The organism is Flavobacterium noncentrifugens, assembly GCF_900100375.1.
Classification (GTDB): domain Bacteria; phylum Bacteroidota; class Bacteroidia; order Flavobacteriales; family Flavobacteriaceae; genus Flavobacterium; species Flavobacterium noncentrifugens.
The window spans coordinates 945,161-963,664 of the sequence record NZ_FNEZ01000001.1 but is presented as its reverse complement, the minus strand read 5'-3'; the positions used below and the strand labels follow the sequence as shown (position 1 = coordinate 963,664).

Here is an 18,504-nt window from a genome sequence, read left to right as displayed (position 1 = left end):
TTAATTTATACTTTACTTATTTTACCAAAGTGCCATCCTTAATTTCCTCATTCGCTGCTTTCACCAAAACGGTTTCCGCAGTAATATCTCCAAAAACCTCAACCCTATCCTCAATTTCACGCCCTTTCTGAACAGGAACGCGCAATGTTTTACTGTTCTCGACTTTCAAGACAAAAACGCCCTCACTCGAAGAAAAAACGGCCGTTTTCGGAACGACATAATTGCTGTCTTTTGCGGTTAACGGCAAAATGACTTCGGCAACCATGCCCGGCAGTAATTTTTTATCGGCATTTTTAAAATCCATCTCCACGCGTTCTGAGCGCAACCTGCTGTCCAGCGCACCCGATTTTCTTGCGATTTTTGCTTCGAATGTCCTTCCCGGCAATGATTTTACGTTGAATTTTAACGCATCGCCATCAGACAAAAATCCGCTGTACGATTCCGGGACGTAAACCGAAAGCCTTAATTTATCCTGTTGCTGAATCGTAAACAAGGGCAATTCCGAGCCTTTTCCTGCTGGGCCAACATAAGCGCCAAGATTCACATTCCGCGCCGCAATCACGCCGTCAAAAGGCGCACGAATTTGCAGGTAGCTTTGAATATTCTGGATTTCGCGGTACGAAGCTTTTGCCGCCTGGTAATTTGCATTGTCAGAATTCTTGCGCGCTTCGGCCTGCTCTAAGTCGTTTTTAGAAATCGTTCCTTCAGTTTTGCTCGTTTCCAGAAACCGTTTATAAGTGCTGTTGCTACCTGAATAAACCGCTTCCTGCGACCGGAATCGCGATTCGGCAGCTGCGAGTTGCGAACTGACTTCGGGCGCTTCCAAAACCATGATCAGCTGTCCTTTTTTGACTTCCGAACCGATATCTGCTTTCAACTCTTTGACATAACTGCTGACTTTTGCGTAAATATCAACTTGCTGGAATCCGGTCAATTCTGCCGGCATGCGCAACTCTGTAGAAAATTTTTCTTTTACCGGGGAAATCGTTTCCATCGCTGGTGTTTCTTCAACTGCTACTGGCTTGCTTTCTGCTTTGTTACAGCTGGTAAAAATCGCGGCTGAGGCCAATGTTACTGCTGCTATTCTGATCCAATTATTTTTCATGTTGCGTATGTAAAGATGAGATATAATGTTTGCTTTCTTTGTCTTCGGGATCCAGTGAAACCGATTGTGTACTGCTTTTTCCTTGCGCCCAGGCGAAAATCATCGGAAGGATAATCAACACTGTAAAGGTAGAAAATAACAGTCCGCCAATGACTGCTCGGCCTAACGGAGCAACCTGTTCACCGCCATCGCCATGCCCGATGGCCATTGGAAGCATTCCGGCAATCATCGCAATACTGGTCATAATAATCGGGCGCAAACGCAATGATGCGGCTTCCCGTGCCGATTCGAGCGCGTTTCCGTTGTGTTTTCGCAATTGCTCGGCATTGGTGACCAATAAAACGGCATTCGCAATCGAAACGCCGACCGACATGATAATTCCCATGTACGATTGTAAATTCAGCGTTGATCCAGTCAATAATAACATCAACAAGGCGCCTAAGACTACGGCTGGAACTGTCGTTAAAATGACTAAAGACACTTTAAACGACTGGAAATTCGCCGACAGCATCAGGAAAATGACAATGACTGCCACGAGCAATCCCGATTGTAAACTGTCCATGGTTTCGACCAAAACTTTACTCAATCCGATCGGCTCGATAAACATGCCGCGCGGCAATTCTCCTAATGAAGTAATCGTATTGTTAACATCTTTGACGGCTGTGCCCAAATCGGTGTGGTCGATATTTGCGGTCACTGAAATGTATGGCATCGCACCCAGATTGTCATTTTCTCCATAAGTAAATGACGGCGTAATCGTAGCAACATCGCTCAAAACAGGGCGCGTCGCATTTTTAAGCAGCGGGATTTCGCCCATGTCGCTTTCGCTTTTCATTTTATTGAGCGGCACCTGAACCTGTACATTATACGACAATCCAGCTTTTTCATCGATCCACGTATTTTTTTCGGTATATCTTGAAGAGGAAGTTGATGCGATCAGCGAACGCGAAATGTCATTCATGTCAACGCCCAATTGTGCCGCGCGGACACGGTCAATATTGATATCCAACGATGGGTATTTGATTGGCTGGCCCAATTGTACATCGCGGAAATAATTGATTTTATTCAGCTTGTCGATGATTTTAGCGGCATATTGCTCGTTTGCTTTTTTGTTTTTTCCTGCAATGCGGATTTCAATTGGCGTTGGCGAACCTTGGCTTAAAACCTTGTCAGTCAGCTCAATTGGTTCGAAAGACAATTTAACATCCGGCAAAACCTTTTTGATGCGCTTGCGGAAATCGTCTTTAAAAACATCCATATCGGCATGGTATTCTTTCAGCGCGACCTGGAAAACAGCCTCGTGCGGCCCGGCCATAAACAGGTAAATCGGCGACACTGAAAACAGCGATGGATGCTGCCCGACATAAACCGAGGTAATCGAAATGTGCTCTTTCCCAACCATTTTCTCAAGTTCTTTGAGCGTAACCAGCGCTTTTTCTTCGGTGCGTTCCAATCTGGTTCCATCCGCAGCGCGCAAACGCAACTGGAATTGTTCGGAATTGGTTTTTGGAAAAACATCCTGCCCGATGACATTTAATAGAAGAATTGCGATTGCTGTAATTCCGAGTAAATAAGCCAAAGCGACGGTTTTTCTGAAAGGAAACATGCGGTCGATCAATTTCATAAACCGGTTCCGGAATTTTTCAAACCGGCTGATCTTTCCGTCGTTGTTGAAATCGTCTCTTTGTACCAATGCTTTTTTCTGCTCCGAAAAATCGGCATTTGAACCTTCGATCATTCCCGATGCGACGAATTCAGCTTCATCATCGGTGATTTCCGGGCCGTGATTTGGATGTGCGTGGTCTTTCATCAGCCAGTTTGCCATGATCGGGACAAACGTCTGCGACAGCAAAAACGAAATGATCATCGAAAATCCGATCGCCATGGCAAGCGGCAAAAACAGTGCTCCTGGAATTCCGGTCATCGTAAATGCGGGTGCAAAAACGGCCAGAATACAAAGTAAAATCAACAGTTTTGGCAAGGCGATTTCTTGGCATGCATCCCAGATCGCGAGTGCCTTGGGTTTGCCCATATCGAGATGTTGGTGGATGTTTTCGATGGTAACCGTACTTTCATCGACCAAAATCCCAATCGCCAAAGCCAATCCGCTCAGCGACATTAAATTGATGGTTTGCCCGAATAATTTGAGGAATAAAACACCTGAAATGATCGAAATCGGAATCGTTAAAATGACGATGAACGCGGCGCGTTTGTCTCCTAAAAACAGCAACACCATTAATCCGGTCAGGATTGCTCCAATCGCGCCTTCGGTTATCAGACTTTTAACCGAATTGATCACATAAACCGACTGGTCAAATTCATAAGAAAGCGACACATCTTCAGGCAATGTGCTTTGGATTTTTGGCAATTGTTTCTTTAAATTCTGCACGACTTCCCAGGTGGAAGCATCTCCGGCTTTGGCAATGCTGACGTAAACCGAACGTTTCCCGTTAACCAAAGCATAACCCGCGGTAATATCGGCACCGTCTTTTACCGTGGCAACATCGCCCAAATATAAATTTTGGACGCCGCCTTTAAACAACGGAATTTTCTCGAAATCCTTAACTTCTTTTATCGTATTGTTTGTTGGCGTAATGTAATTCTGGTCGCCAATCCTGACATTTCCCGAAGGCGCCGTCTGGTTGTTGATCTTAATCGCTTCAACAATCTGGTCGGGCGTTAAATTGTGGGAACGCAGCAAATCGGGATCAACATTCACTTCGATTGTTCTTGGGCTTCCGCCGAAAGGTGGCGGCGACAGCAATCCCGGAATTGAGGTAAACGATGCGCGCACATAAACATTCGCCAAATCCTGCAATTCGTTGTTTGATTTTGTCTTGCTGCTCAAAACCAATTGGCCAACCGGCAGCGAAGAAGCATCAAAACGGATAATGAACGGTGGCTGCGAACCTGGTGGAAATCCGGCTTGGATACGGTTCGACAACGCACTTAATTCGGCGGCAGCCTGCGCCATGTTCGTATCTTCATAATAGGTGACTTTCATTAATGTCAGCCCCTGCGTATTCTTGGTTTCTATGGATTTCACGCCATTGGCAAACAATAAAATGTTGACGTAATTCTTTGCGAAATATGACTCCATCTGGTTTGGCGTATAACCTCCAAAAGGGTGCGCGAGGTAAATCACAGGAAGGTTCATTTTTGGTAAAATATCGACCTTGATGGTTTTTACGGCGCCGATTCCGAAGAAGAACAATCCGGCAACGAGCACGAGTATCGATATGGGTTTACGTAGGGCAAATCGGATCAGATTCATCTTGGCGTGTAATTAAAATTCGTTAATAAATGAGTCGAAATCTCCGGTCGCGGCGGCTTTCAGCAACAGCGATTGCCAGACATTGGTATAGATGATATCGCGGTCGATCTCGGCGCGGTTCAGGGTGTAAAATGCCTGCGTGACATCGGTTAAATTCGTGAGGCCGTTTTTGTATAAGGTCGTTCGTTGCAGGTAAGCTTGTTTTGCGGCGGTAACTTGTTTTGGCGCTTCAACGTAATTGTCCATTGCGAATTTGATCTTGGCATCGGCGGCATCAGACTGTGTTTTGAGCTGTTGGTCGATGACATTATATTCGTCCTGCAAACCATCGGCGACAAGCTTTTGGGCACTGACTTTTTTGCTGGTTCGTAAGATCGTGGTCAGGTTCCACGTCACGCCAACACCAACAAGGTAATTCTGCCGAACCGGATCGATGCCGTCAAAATAATTTCGGGTAAAGGAATTTTGGTTTGAGGCATAATCAGAATTGAATCCCGAACCTCTGGTTTGATACACTCCGAAAAGGCTGAAACTCGGGTAATATTCACGCTTGAATAATTTGAGTTGCTGCTTGCCATAATCGACGCGCGATTTGTAAAATTCGAGGATCGGATTGATGCTGTCGGTTGAAGCCTGAATTGGTAAAATTGCCTTTGGAACCTGCTTTACAAAAGCGCTGTCTAAAATAAAATCCTGAACCGGAACGCCCATTAAAGCGACGAGTTTATTGTTCTGGTCTTTGACCTGGTCTTTGATCTGGTTCAGCGCGATTTTCGCACGCGACACTTCGGCGGAAGCCAATGTAGAATCGACTCCGGCAAGCAATCCATTTTTGACGCGAACGGCAGCGAGTCTTTGAAAAACCATTGACCGATCGAGGTTTTTTTGCTGTGAGATCAACAACCTTTGGCTTGCCAATAAATTCAGGTAAGCCGCAGAAATCCTGACTTTGTGCTGAAAAGTTTCCTGCTCTAAATCTTTCTGAAAACGTTCGGCATCCACTTTAGACAAATTGATGCGCTGCTTCATTTTTCCGAAAGTAAAAAAATCCCAGTTGACATTGGCGAGATACAAGGCACCAAATCCCGAGTTCCAGTTTTGTTCCGGCAACGGCAATCCGGAAGACGCAACTCCGAGTCCGCCAAAACCATACAATGGTCCGTTTTGACCGTTTACCGTTCCGTAATCCTGTTGGGCGGAAACGCTTAAATTTGGCAGGTATTCTCGCTTGGTTTGCTTCACGGTTTCATCGGAGGCAGTTTTGTATTTTCTTTTGGCGCGAATAGTTCCGTAATTGGCGACACCTTTTTCGACAGCATCTTTAAGGGAAAGTGGCTGAGCAAATCCGGCTGTAAAAATCAGCAGAAAAAAGACAAAAGCCAGTTTTTTTAGAATCATAATCGTTTTCTTGAAGTTGCAAATTTAACGTACAAAATTGGCTTCTGGCCTTAGGAAATGACATATCGCGCTTATAAAATGACGAATTGAATTGGTCATAAATTTTACAACGTTTTCGAAATTATGTGGTTACTTTGCAGACATTAATTTTTGGAGATGAAGTGGAAAATTGAAAATGTGCTTGAAAACAAATGGGAACAGGAAATCGCGGTTTTGGGGTTTGCGTTTACGTTGTTTTCGATTAAAAATGACTGGATTTTGTTTCGGTCGTTTCAAGCTGTTTTACCCGGAATCGTGTATTTTTTCATTTTGTATTTTCATGCGCAATGCAACCGGTTTTTTTTGCTTCCAATCTTGTTTAAGAAGCACAAACCTTTAATTTATCTGGCGTTTACAGCAATTTTAGCGTTCTTTTTTTCGGTGGCTTTGTATGAAATTGCGAACAATTATTTGTATCAGACGTCGGCATTAGCAAAATTCTCACACCAAAAAAGCTATCCGTACCAATTGGCTTCGGTCGTGGGAACTTTGATCTGTGTTTTAGGCCCGACAACTTTGCTTAAATTCTACAGCGAGCAGAAAAAACAAAGCAGCGAAACGATTTTACTGAACCAAATGCAACTGAATTCTTTGCGAAGCCAGTTGAACCCGCATTTTCTATTCAACACGTTCAATACTTTGTACGGAATCAGCCTTGAATATCCCGAAAGAACGCCAGATTTAATCATGAAAGTATCGCAATTGATGCGTTACCAACTCGAAAGCACCGACCGCCAATGCGTTACGATTGAAGAAGAATTATCGTTTATTGACAGTTACATCCAACTTGAAAAGGAACGCGTGGGTTATCGTTGCGAAATCCTGTATGATTGCAAGATCGACAATGAAAATGCATACAAAATCTCTCCGATGCTGTTGATCGGGTTTGTAGAAAATGCCTTTAAACACGGTGCCGGAACGATCGAAAGCTGTTATGTTCGAATTAAAATCACGGTTGAAAAGGGCAAACTGCACCTGAACATTGTCAATTCGATTCCGGAGAAAAAACGCGAAATTATTTCAACCAAAATCGGACTCAAAAACACCAAAGAACGCCTTGAACTTTTATATCCGGGAACGTATAATTTGGACCTGCACGAAACCGGAAACACGTATACGGTCGACCTTCGGTTGCAACTCAAAAAAATCGTCCAATGTTAAGTCCGAAAAAATGCATGATCGTAGATGATGAACCGGCTGCGCATTATGTTTTGGCGAATTACATCAGGCAAAATCCGCAGCTCGAATTGGTTCAGCAGTGTTACAACGGCATTGAAGCACTGAATTACCTGCGTGAAAACGACATCGATTTAATGTTTCTGGACATTGACATGCCTGAAATTTCGGGATTGGAATTGTTGCAGACCTTGAAAAATCCACCGAAAACCATTTTAACAACGGCTTATTCTGAATTTGCGCTCGAAAGCTACGATTATGGCGTCATCGATTATTTGTTAAAGCCGATTTATTTTCCGAGATTCCTAAAAGCAACTGAACGCTTTTTATCTGCATTCGCCGTTGAAAAATCAATTGCTTCCAATCTTTTTATTCCGATAAAAATCGACAGTTCGATCGTTGATATTTACGTTCGCGATATTTTATTTGCGCAGAGTTACGGCAATTACGTGAAGATCTTTACGCCCGGAAAAACCTGGCTCGCTACGATGACGACGGCGCAATTGGAGCAAAACTTACCTTCAGAACATTTCTTGCGCGTGCACAAATCTTATATTGTCGCGCTTGATAAAATCGAAAATTCCGACCGCGAAATGATTACAATCAACGGTGAAAAAATCCCGGTTGGCATTACGTATCGAAGGGAAATGGCCGAGCGTTTAAAGTCGTAACTTTTGGGCGTTTCCCTTCGGGCCGCGCTTTCCGCAGTGCGCGGCACTTCGCTGCAATCGCTAACGCGGGCATCGGTTTCCAAAATTAAATCTTTCCAAAAAACAAAAAATCCCGCCCGAAGGCAGGAAATTATTATGGATTTGTCGACCACAGCGATGCGTTTTTCAGCAACGCGCGGCGGTTCAATTTCAATTGTGCGACAATTAATTCTGCAAAATCTTCGGGCTGCAAAACACTTTCGGGATTTCCGTCGGTCAGTTTTAAATCTTTTGCCATATCGGTGGCAATCGTGCTTGGCGTTAAAGTCGACACGCGAATATTGTGTTTCCTGACTTCCATCATCAACGCTTCCGATAAGCCAACCACTGCAAATTTCGAAGCCGTGTAAGCGCTCGTTCCGGGATTTCCGCGCAAACCTGCAGAAGATGCTACGTTGATAATATCACCGCTTTTGCGTTCGATCATATCGGGCAAAATTTGGTGCGTCACATAATACAATCCCAGAACATTGACATCAAGGATTTGCTTGAATGTTTCGGGTTCGAGATCGAGAAAATTACCAAACTTCCCTATTCCGGCGTTGTTAATTAAAATATCAATGTGTCCGAAAGCCGCTTTGATATTGGCAATTCCGGTTTTCACGGCCTCAAAATCAGAGACGTCAAAAACTGCGTGGATCGCTTTAACGCCAAATGCCTGCAATTCCTGGATCGTTTGCAGCAATACGTCTTCGTTTCTTCCTGTGATCGCGATGTCAACGCCTTCGGCCGCTAAAGCCAATGCGGCCGCTTTTCCCAATCCACGGCCACCGCCGGTGATCAATGCTTTTTTTCCTTGTAGATTTTCCATTTAATTTTGTTGTTTCAGAAGTTGTTATTAATATTTTAAACCATTAAGGTATTAGGATTCATTAAGGTATAGCTCTTAATGAATCTTAATACCTTAATGGTAATTTTAAAAATTACTATTTTAAGCTTTCCAATTTTTATTTAATTTTTATTTAATTTTTATCGATAATAAATCCGTCGTCTGCATTCGGATTCGGAACAATATAAATGCGGTGCCATTGATCGCCATCGAGTATTTTCCACGAATGTCCTTCGCCTATTGTATCTTCAGCAATAAGGATAATTCCGGGCTCGATGATAAAACTTTTCCCGTCGGAAGTTGTAAATTCAAGTCTGCCTTTGAGCGTCACGACATATTGATATCGCGGCGCGGGATGCTGTATTTTCTGGTACTCTTCAATTGCTGTTTTGAGAAAAAACCGCTCGGCATTCAGGTCGAAACCTTCGGGCAGCGACCCTTGTTCAAAATAGGATTTTCCGTGGGGGTCATTCTTGATTCTGTAGGCGCGCATGTTAAAAATTTGATTGTAAATTTAAGCAATCAGACGGCTCGAATGGCTGCAATTTTTCTTTTTCTGAGAATAAATACCAGCGTAATTCCAGCGCCAATTAATGACATTGCCACGCCAACAAGATTCGGAGAAGCATAACTGTAACCGGCAACGAGCGGCAATCCGCCAAGGAAAGCGCCAAGTGCATTTCCGATATTAAAACTTCCCTGAATCGCTGCCGATGCGATTATTTCTGCACCTTTTGCCGTTTGGATCATCAGCATTTGGATGGGTGCGACAACGGCAAACGAAATACAGCCGGTCATAAATACCAGCAACAACGACAGATATTGATTTCCGGATCCGAAAAAAACAAGCGTTAGATCGAGCGCAAGCACCAATAATAAAGTGATTGTTGTTGTTAACGGTGAGAATTTATCGGCCATTTTTCCTCCGATAAAATTCCCAACGACCATTCCGAGTCCGGCGAGGATCAAAATATAGGGAACTGCTTCTGCTGAAAATCCCGAAACTTCCGTCAATAATGGCGCAATGTAACTGATCCACGCAAACAAGCCTCCGAAACCAACCGCCGTAATTAAAATGATCAGCCAGGCTTCGGGCTTTTTAAAAAATCGGAGTTGGGTTTTCATGCTTTCGCCGCCTTTAGATTCGAGGTTTGGCATCCACAAATATAAAAACAGCAACGTCAGTAATCCAACAAATGCGATCAGGACAAAAGTATAACGCCAGGTGTAATGATGTCCGATATACGTCCCGATTGGCACGCCTGCAAGATTCGCTAATGTGAGTCCGGAAAACATGATCGAAACCGCCTGCGCTTCTTTTCCCTTATCGGCCAAACGGCTTGCAACGACAGCTCCAACGCCAAAAAAAGCGCCATGCGGCAAACCTGAAAACAACCGCGAAAGGAACAGGATTTCATAATTTGGTGCGATGATCGAAAGCGAATTGAAAACCGTTAGCATCAACGCCAAGACCGACAGCATTTTTCTTGGTGGAAAATTCCGTCCGAGAATCACAAGCGTCGGTGCGCCAATGACCACGCCGATCGCGTAGGCTGAAATCAAGTGCCCGGCTTCAGGGATTGTAATTTTTAAATCGGCAGCAATGTCGGGCAATAAACCCATCATCACAAATTCGGTAATTCCTATCGTAAGGCCACCGAGCAGCAGCGCAAAAAGGCTTTTTTTCATTTGATTTTTATCTTATTGGTGTGGTTTTGACAGATGTTATTTGGTACGAAAACCACGCGACGACAACTGCGAGCAAACTGAAAATGATCAACTGCAAAGTCACAAGATTCCAGCCGCCGTATTTCCAGCATTGCACGCCGATAAACGTTCCAAAGGCACCACCGATAAAATACGAAGTCATGTAAATCGTGTTGATGCGGCTGTTCGCTTTTTCATCCAGAGTATAAATGGTGGCAATATTAATCAGTTGCGTCGCCTGAACACCAATGTCGAGCAGCAAAACCGAAACTAAAATGGCCCAGAGCGATATGGGAAAAAAGTGCAGCAATAATACGCTAAACAACAACAAACCCGTTGTGTACAATTGGGTTTTTGCCGGATTTCCATTGTCGATCAATTTGCCAATGTAAGGCGCGCCTAAAGCTCCGGCAATGGCGAGCAGTCCGAACAATCCGATCTGGTCGGTTTTATAATGGAACGGTGCGCCACTCAAATGAAAAGTCAGTGTTGTCCAAAACGAACAAAAGGCTCCGAAGATCAAAGCGCCCATTAAAGCCGCTCGTCTTAAAATGGCAAAACGCCCCAATTGTTCAAATGCTGATTGCAGTAAGGCTTTGTAATTTCCGGTGAAATTGGCTTCGACACTCGGCAGGCTGAAGTGAATCATCAACATCGTCATAAAAACCATGACCGCAGAAATTGCATAGACGAAATGCCAGCCGAGCCACTCTGCAATGAATCCGCTAAACACTCTAGCTGCAAGAATTCCGATTAAAATTCCGGAGAAAATGATGCTGATCGTTTTGCCTTTGTTTTTCGGTTCCAAGCTTGCTGCCATTGGTAAAATGACCTGTGCTGCGACGCTGCATATTCCGATGATCAAACTCATTGAAAAAATCCCGATGCGGTTTTCGATAAAAACCATGCCGAGTAGAGACGCGATCAGCAAAACCTGCATGCCCAAAATGAGCTTTTTGCGGTTGATCTTGTCGCCGAGCGGCGTGATGAAAAACAATCCGAAACCGTAACCGGCTTGTGCTAAGACAGAAATAAGCCCGACATTGGCTTCGGTCGTGTGCAATGATTCGGCGATGTCTTTTAAAATGGGTTGGTTGTAATAAATGTTGGCGACGCAAATTCCGGCAGAGATCGCCATAATTGTAATTTGCGTTTTCGAAAGTCCGGTTTTTTCCATCAGGCAAATTTACGCACAAGCGCAATCAATAAAATTGTACTTTTACAGCATATACTTGTAAATTTATGTTATGCCAACATTAAAGCAATTCGAGACATTGGTCATTGATGAATTTGAGGAAGAAAAATTTCATTTGCCCAAGCACAGCCATACCTATTATGAGATCATTTACATTGTAAAAGGCAGCGGCATCCACCATCTGAACAAAAATCTGATTCCGTATAAAAGCGGCGATTTGTTTGTGATTTCGCCAGATGATGAGCATTATTTCGACATTAAGAAAAGCACGCGTTTTGTATTCATCAAATTCACCGACACCTATTTTTATTCGAAAAGAAACCTTGCCTGTGACGATTTCCTGCTTCGGAAACCCGAAGAATTCATGCGCGAAAAAATCCTGAAAGAACAGGTTTTAAAACTCGATGAGCCGTGCAAAACGATTTTAAAACATACGATCGAAAACATCACCGCTTACAATTGCCGGAATGACGTGTCGACTTCGCCAATTGTTTTTTATCAGGTGCTTTCGATTTTCGGATTGATCAAAGAAGCGCTGAAATGCATGAATGTACCGCTGCTTGGAAATTCGTTTGACAACAAACAAATCATTTCGTACATTCATCAGAATATTTACAATCCGAAAATGATCCAGGTGAAAGCGATTTCTGAACATTTTAATATTTCGCCTACGTATTTTAGTGCGTATTTCAAGCGCAGTTTTTCGATTACCTTTCGGGATTACGTCAACAATTTGCGATTGCAATTGATCGAAAAAAGGATCAGCGGCAGGCAAATGCCAATCAAGCAAATTGCTTATGAATTTGGATTTTCAGATGAAAGCCATTTGTCGAATTACTTTAAGAAACGCAGGGAGGTTGCGCCGGGAAGCTTTAAGAAAAGCGATTTAAATTCGGCCGAATAATTATTTATTTACAATTTCAGAAATATGATTTACGCGATCTGCTTACATAAATCAAACATCGTAAACCAAAATAAATCATAAAATAAATTGAACATTATACCGATTGGTATATATTTGTATCCGATTTGAATGACCATTATGAGCAAAGCTGAAAGAACGAGAAATTTTATTATCGAAAAAACCGCCCCGATTTTTAACCGCAAAGGTTTTGCCGGAACTTCGTTGTTTGACATGACCGAAGCGACCGGATTGACCAAAGGCAGCATTTACGGCAATTTTACCAATAAGGATGAAGTTGCGCTTGAAGTGTTTAAATTCAACGTGTCAAAAATGCAGGCCATGTTTGATGCCGAAATCAATTCAAAAACAACTGCAAAAGGCAAATTGCTGGCGTATGCCGATTTTTATGACAAATCTTCGATGGCGATTTTTCCAAACGGCGGTTGCCCGATCATGAATACCGCCATTGAAGCAGACGACACACATGCGGAGCTCAAAGAATCTTCGTTACGCGCTTTGTTAATGTGGAAAAGCAGCCTGGAAAAAATCGTCGTTGACGGGATTTCAAATGGCGAATTCAGGAACTCAACAAACCCCGAAGAAGCAGCGCTTGGCATACTTGCCATGATCGAAGGCGGCGTGATGATTTCTAAACTCAGCGGGAAAATCAATTACATGAAATCCATTATGACGACGCTTCGTTATTACATTGAAAGCTTATAACTTTTTTTTTAAACTAAAATATACCGATCGGTATATAATATAAATCTTTTAAATATTACTTATGAAAACTTCACAAAATACCATTTTAATTACCGGCGGTGGATCTGGGATCGGATTTGAAATCGCTAAATTATTTTCAAATGACAACCAGATCATCATCACTGGAAGAAATTCTGAGAAATTGCAAAAAGCAGCTGCTCAATTAAAAAATACAACTGCAATTGCTGCGGATATCACCAATGAAAATGACGTGAAAACATTAGTGGAAACCCTTAAAAAAGATTTTCCAAACCTCAACATCCTGATCAATAATGCAGGAAGCGCGTCGGTTTTTGATCTTGCGACTCCGGAAATCAATGCTTTTCAAAAAGCATCAGATGAAATCAATACGAACTACCTTTCCATTATTCGCCTGACTGAAAATTTACTGCCGGTTTTAACTACAAAAGAATCTGCAATTGTAAATGTTTCGTCTATTGTTGCGCTTGTTCCCGGCAAATCGCTGCCGACTTATTCTGCAAGCAAAGCCGCTTTGCATTCCTATACTAAAACACTCCGATTGTCATTGGCAAACACCTCTGTAAAAGTTTTCGAATTGATGCCACCATTGGTCAATACCGATTTTTCAAAAGAAATCGGAGGCGAAAACGGCGTTTCTCCAGAATTGCTAGCCACAGATTTATTCAAAGCTTTTGAAAATGACCAATACGAAATCCACACCGGGCAAACTGCGGATATGTTCAATTTGTATCATTCGAATCCGGCAGCAGCTTTGGCTGTGATGAATGCAAACGGCGAATAATATGCAGGCTTCAGATTTCTTAAAACTGCACATTGGCAAAGAAATTACGGCTTCGCCATCGCCTTTCATGAATTGGCTGAAGCCGAAAATGCTTCATGTGGAAGAAGGAAAATTATCTTTCGAATATACTGTTCGCCCCGAAATGACCAATCCGTTTAAAACATTGCACGGCGGCGTTATCGCGGCAATGGTCGACGATGCGATAGGCGCCACTTTAATTGCTTACGGTGAACCGCATTTTTACGTCACGATCAACAATGTCGTTGATTATTTTGCTTCGGCCAAAGAAGGTGATATTATCATTTCTGAAACGGCAATCAACAAAAAAGGCAAAACCATCGTGAATGCGCAATGCGAAATCTGGAATCACGATAAGTCAAAACTACTCGCAAAAGGCTACACCAATTTAATTAAAACCGACGCCAAATGAACCCGATCCAGCGGCAGGTTTTAATCCTGACGGTAATCCTTGCCGCGATCATGGAACTCATAGACATTTCAATTGTGAATGTTGCGCTGTCACACATGAGCGGAAATCTCGGCGCAACGCTCGAAGATACTTCATGGGTGATCACGTCTTATGCAATTGCAAATGTCATCATCATTCCGATTACAAGTTTTTTAAGTGCGAAACTCGGACGGCGCAATTATTACATTGGTTCAATTTTACTATTTACTTTCTGTTCGTTCATGTGCGGACAGGCGAGCGGAATCTGGATGCTGGTTTTTTTCAGGTTCATGCAGGGAATCGGTGGCGGCGCCTTATTATCTGTTTCGCAGGTTGTGGTTTTTGAGCAATTCCCGAAAGAAAAAATGGGAACCGCAAGTGCGTTATTCGGAATCGGCGTATTCATCGGGCCAACCATCGGGCCAACCCTTGGCGGATTCATTACCGAAAACTACGACTGGCCGTGGATCTTTTACATCAACATACCGATCGGTATTGTAGTCGCTTGCCTCTGTTATGTTTTGCTTCGTGAACCGGCATCCAAGCCGCTTGTACATAAAGTCGACTGGACCGGAATCGCGTTGCTTGCCATTGGTGTTGGTGCGTTGCAAACCGTGCTCGAACGTGGCGAAATCGACGACTGGTTTGAAGCAAGGTACATTGTCTGGCTTAGTGTTATCGCCGCTTTCAGCTTAATTTATTTCGTTTTCTGGGAACTCAAAATTGACAATCCAGTCGTGAATCTGCGCGTCTTAAAAAGCAAAACACTCAGCATCGCTGCGGCATTGACATTCATCACCGGTCTAGGCATGTTTACATCCATTTATTTAACGCCGGTCGTTGCGCAAAGATTGCTGAATTTTTCTCCTACGCAAACCGGATTACTATTATTCCCGGGAGCCATTTTAGCATTATTTGCATTGCGGATCTCAGGATTGCTGCTACAAAAAGGCACTTCTCCGGTTTTAATTATCGGCGGCGGATTTTTATTGTTCATTTATTTCAACTGGCGAATGTCGGGCATGACGCTCAATACATCCGCAGCAGAAATTACATTTACATTGATTTTCCGGGCTATCGGAATGGCGTTATTGACGGTTCCGTTGACAGCGTTGGCGGTTTCGTCGCTTGAGCCGAAAGACATTCCGCAAGGCGCGGCGCTCAACAATATGATGCGGCAGCTTGGCGGTTCGTTCGGGATTTCAATTGTAAACACTTATTTGGCACATCGATTGGCGGCGCATCGAAACGAACTGGCTTCGCATATTACTGCCGACAATGTCATTTCGATGGAGCGTATCAATACTTACATTCGTTATTTTCAACAGAAAGGTTTCGGGTTAGCCGATGCGCATTTGCGGGCGATGAAAGTCATGGAAAACATCGTCAACAAACAATCGGCGTTGCTGAGTTACCGCGATGCGTTTCTTCTGGTTGGGATTTTATTTGCGCTTGCACTGCCTTTATTGGTATTGGCCGCAAGGCAATCGAATAAGAAAAAAGTAGATCTCGCTGCGATTTCAGACCATTGATTAGAATTTTTTCGTGGCAATGACGTTCCATTTTGTGCCGTCGTGCTGTAGCAGATGAAACGCTTCTGCGGAGAATTTTGCTTCATACCTTTTGTGCTGATAGATTTCCCAGGCTTTTTCAAATTGCTCGGGTTTTAAATCTCGATAGGCAACGGTCATGTGCGGATTGAAACCTGAATCTGCCGTGTTGCTTTTGACTCCGCGAAATGTGCTTTTAAACTCTTGAATGAGGGCTTTCTGCAATTGATTCATTGCATCAGATTTTTCAGGATGTACATAAATTACTGGCTGTTCGGGATTCGGAAACGATTTGAAATCTTTAAGTTCAACAATAAATTTTTGAATCGGAATGTTGATCTTTTCGAACCATTTCAACAAATGCTGATGATCGGATTCGAATAGTTTAAACGGCGCTTTGAGCGTAATATGAGGCATCACTTTTAGCGCGCGGCTGCTTTCATAATTTTTTTCAAAATCCTGTTTGATCAATGTGATTTCTTCCGATATTTCTTTCGGCGGGACGATTGCAATAAAGTATAATTTTTCCATTTCCTGTTTTTCCGTAAGGTATTTCCAATAGCGTTTCGGTACGTGCTGAATGTGCAGTTTCATGTTTTTCCGCGCCGGAATGTTGGTGCTTTTAAAGTAATCATTCCATAGTAAACCGTACAATTTTTCCTTATCTGAAACCACATCTTCTGAAAGAAAAGTAGCATCATTTTTCATTTCAGGCGCATACTCCAAACGGATTTCTTCGACTTTTTCAAGGTCGTAATACAGGCCATATTTGCGTTTGAGGTCGTAAATGATCCAGCGTTGGTCGGCATAGCGGTTTTTAAAAAAACCGGCGATTAGCGGCAAAACATTGTAATCGGGTTCAACCGGCGCATAGAAAATCCCATCTGCAGTTTCCTGGAACCGGATAAATGCTTTCATGCGATGGCGTTCCCGGCTCACACTGCGTTCGATTTGCGAAAGCGCAATGACTGATGGATGACCATAATTCATTTCTGCGCCTTTCGGATGGTCAAAAATGTAACAGGCAAAATCAAACAAATGCCGGAAGCTTTCGTCTGATTCCGATAAAAAAGTCTTGTAGAAACGCTGCTGCCAATCGGGCGAGATTTTCTTTTTGAGTCCGTTCCAGACGCGCATCGCTTTGGTTTCGTCACTGATGATCTCGAGCACTTCGTCAATTAAAACCGGTTCGAAACGGCTTTGGCTGATGAGTTGGATCTTTCCGGGTTTGCGTTCGTAAAATTCGAAAATCGCCGTTAATAAACTTTCGAATGAACCGTCAAAAACATAAATCACCATTTAGAAAAGTGTCAGTTGGTTTTGCGGGATTTTTAAGTATTTGCTGTTGGTTTCCGACAAAATCAGATTTTTTACGTGCATTGCTTCGGGTACATTCAGCTGGAAAATGCTGTCGGCGCAGCGGATGAAATGCTTCGCGCGGTTGTATGCAATTCCGATTTTCTGCAATTGCTCCGAACGCAATCTTCCAAATTTTCTGGCCAACACGATTTTCTTTGCAGAGCCGACACCGATTCCCGGAACGCGTAAGATCATTCTATAATCTGCAGTATTGATGTCGATTGGAAATTGATCCATGTTGCGCAACGCCCAGCTTAGTTTCGGATCGATATCAACATCGAGATGCGGATTTTTGGCATTTAAAATTTCGTGGACATCAAAGCCGTAAAAACGCATCAGCCAATCGGTTTGATACAAACGATTTTCTCTCAAAAGCGGCGGCTGGCTTCCAATCATCGGCATTCTGTCGTCAAAACTAATCGGAATATAACCTGAATAATAGACGCGTTTTAAATCGAAATTCTTGTAATATTCGTTGGCGCTGTACATGATTTCCATATCGGTTTCAGGTGTCGCACCAATGACCATTTGCGTACTTTGGCCAGCAGGAACAAACTTCGGAACGCTTTTAATGACCTTTTTTTCGTCTTTAAACTGGATGATGCTGTCTTTGATAAAACCAAGCGGCTTTTTGACATCCTCATGCGATTTGTCGGGAGCTAAAAGTTTAAGTCCGGCTTCGGTTGGCATTTCAAGATTGATGCTCATTCGGTCGGCGTAAAGCCCGGCTTCGGTTAAAAGCTCTTGGCTCGCACCCGGAATCGTTTTGAGGTGAATGTAGCCGTTGAAATTGTTTTCGAGACGTAATTTCTTAGCAATCCGAACCAGGCGCTCCATTGTATAATCGGCATTTTTAAAAATCCCGGAACTCAGGAACAAGCCTTCAATATAATTTCTTCTGTAAAAACTCATCGTGAGCTCGACGACTTCATCAACGGTAAATGCCGCGCGTTTGACATCGTTGCTTTTTCGCGAAACACAAAAAGCGCAATCGAAAATGCAATGGTTAGTCAGCAGGATTTTGAGTAACGAGACACAACGCCCGTCTTCGGTATACGTATGGCAAATCCCGGCGCCATTGGCATCACCCAAACCTTTGTTCGTATTTTTTCGGCTGCTGCCACTTGACGAACATGATACGTCATATTTGGCGGCATCGGCAAGGATGTTGAGCTTTTCACGAATTCTGTCTGACATGGGAATATGCGCTTTTGCAGTTTTTAAAAGTACACAATCAGCATAGAAATCAAATTTGAACAGTTGTTAAAAAACAAAAGGCGCTCTG

General features: G+C 43.2%; 16 protein-coding genes. 7 read left to right on the top strand and 9 right to left on the bottom strand.

Features of this window, described 5'->3' with window-relative positions; all coding sequences use genetic code 11:
• Positions 1-16 precede the first annotated feature (16 nt).
• The 3 genes from BLS32_RS04270 to BLS32_RS04260 are packed head-to-tail and all read right to left on the bottom strand — an operon-like array spanning position 17 to position 5,777.
• Entirely contained in the window at positions 17-1,105 is a 1,089-nt protein-coding gene (locus BLS32_RS04270) for an efflux RND transporter periplasmic adaptor subunit (RefSeq protein WP_091392168.1), read from the bottom strand.
• Positions 1,095-4,379 (bottom strand): efflux RND transporter permease subunit, encoded by a 3,285-nt coding sequence (locus BLS32_RS04265; RefSeq protein WP_091392166.1) that lies wholly within the window; start codon positions 4,377-4,379, stop codon positions 1,095-1,097. The genes BLS32_RS04270 and BLS32_RS04265 overlap by 11 nt, the downstream gene beginning before the upstream one ends.
• Before the next feature lie 12 nt (positions 4,380-4,391).
• Positions 4,392-5,777, bottom strand: a complete 1,386-nt coding sequence (locus BLS32_RS04260) for a TolC family protein (protein WP_091392165.1) — start codon at positions 5,775-5,777, stop codon at positions 4,392-4,394.
• Positions 5,778-5,933: 156 nt separating this feature from the next.
• On the opposite strand from BLS32_RS04260, the gene BLS32_RS04255 reads away from it, so the two are divergent.
• On the top strand, positions 5,934-6,977 hold the full coding sequence (locus BLS32_RS04255) for a sensor histidine kinase (protein WP_091392163.1): 1,044 nt from the start codon (positions 5,934-5,936) through the stop codon (positions 6,975-6,977).
• A complete protein-coding gene (locus BLS32_RS04250; RefSeq protein ID WP_091392160.1) occupies positions 6,971-7,663 on the top strand; it encodes a LytR/AlgR family response regulator transcription factor in 693 nt (230 codons plus the stop codon). The genes BLS32_RS04255 and BLS32_RS04250 overlap by 7 nt, the downstream gene beginning before the upstream one ends.
• A 133-nt stretch (positions 7,664-7,796) precedes the next feature.
• On the opposite strand, the gene BLS32_RS04245 is transcribed toward BLS32_RS04250, so the two are convergent.
• The 4 genes from BLS32_RS04245 to BLS32_RS04230 all read right to left on the bottom strand — a co-directional run bounded on the left by BLS32_RS04245 (position 7,797) and on the right by BLS32_RS04230 (position 11,415).
• Complete coding sequence (locus BLS32_RS04245; protein WP_091392159.1) at positions 7,797-8,513, bottom strand: 3-ketoacyl-ACP reductase; 717 nt, start codon at positions 8,511-8,513, stop codon at positions 7,797-7,799.
• 151 nt (positions 8,514-8,664) lie between these two features.
• Positions 8,665-9,024, bottom strand: coding sequence for a cupin domain-containing protein (locus BLS32_RS04240; protein WP_091392157.1), 360 nt, complete (start codon positions 9,022-9,024; stop codon positions 8,665-8,667).
• Between the two features lie 29 nt (positions 9,025-9,053).
• Positions 9,054-10,220, bottom strand: a complete 1,167-nt coding sequence (locus tag BLS32_RS04235; protein WP_091392156.1) for an MFS transporter — start codon at positions 10,218-10,220, stop codon at positions 9,054-9,056.
• Between the two features lie 7 nt (positions 10,221-10,227).
• Positions 10,228-11,415 carry an MFS transporter gene (locus tag BLS32_RS04230; RefSeq protein ID WP_091392154.1) on the bottom strand — a complete coding sequence of 396 codons (1,188 nt, stop codon included), beginning with the start codon at positions 11,413-11,415 and terminating at the stop codon, positions 10,228-10,230.
• A 70-nt stretch (positions 11,416-11,485) separates the two neighbouring features.
• On the opposite strand from BLS32_RS04230, the gene BLS32_RS04225 reads away from it, so the two are divergent.
• The 5 genes from BLS32_RS04225 to BLS32_RS04205 all read left to right on the top strand — a co-directional run bounded on the left by BLS32_RS04225 (position 11,486) and on the right by BLS32_RS04205 (position 15,842).
• Positions 11,486-12,337: an AraC family transcriptional regulator gene (locus BLS32_RS04225; RefSeq protein ID WP_091392152.1), complete on the top strand. Its 852-nt coding sequence runs from the start codon at positions 11,486-11,488 to the stop codon at positions 12,335-12,337.
• Positions 12,338-12,475: 138 nt separating this feature from the next.
• Positions 12,476-13,060: a TetR/AcrR family transcriptional regulator gene (locus BLS32_RS04220; RefSeq protein WP_091392151.1), complete on the top strand. Its 585-nt coding sequence runs from the start codon at positions 12,476-12,478 to the stop codon at positions 13,058-13,060.
• A 61-nt stretch (positions 13,061-13,121) separates the two neighbouring features.
• On the top strand, positions 13,122-13,862 hold the full coding sequence (locus BLS32_RS04215) for an SDR family oxidoreductase (protein WP_091392149.1): 741 nt from the start codon (positions 13,122-13,124) through the stop codon (positions 13,860-13,862).
• A gap of 1 nt (position 13,863) precedes the next feature.
• Positions 13,864-14,292 carry a PaaI family thioesterase gene (locus tag BLS32_RS04210; protein WP_091392147.1) on the top strand — a complete coding sequence of 143 codons (429 nt, stop codon included), beginning with the start codon at positions 13,864-13,866 and terminating at the stop codon, positions 14,290-14,292.
• Entirely contained in the window at positions 14,289-15,842 is a 1,554-nt protein-coding gene (locus BLS32_RS04205) for a DHA2 family efflux MFS transporter permease subunit (RefSeq protein WP_091392145.1), read from the top strand. Before BLS32_RS04210 ends, BLS32_RS04205 begins: the two co-directional genes overlap by 4 nt.
• Here the strand turns inward: BLS32_RS04205 and BLS32_RS18410 are convergent, their stop codons facing one another.
• Together BLS32_RS18410 and BLS32_RS04195 are read right to left on the bottom strand one after the other, a co-directional pair.
• Positions 15,843-17,159: a TIGR03915 family putative DNA repair protein gene (locus BLS32_RS18410; RefSeq protein ID WP_170227523.1), complete on the bottom strand. Its 1,317-nt coding sequence runs from the start codon at positions 17,157-17,159 to the stop codon at positions 15,843-15,845. It lies immediately after the preceding gene.
• Positions 17,160-18,416, bottom strand: a complete 1,257-nt coding sequence (locus BLS32_RS04195; RefSeq protein WP_091392144.1) for a putative DNA modification/repair radical SAM protein — start codon at positions 18,414-18,416, stop codon at positions 17,160-17,162. It lies immediately after the preceding gene.
• Positions 18,417-18,504: the final 88 nt, after the last annotated feature.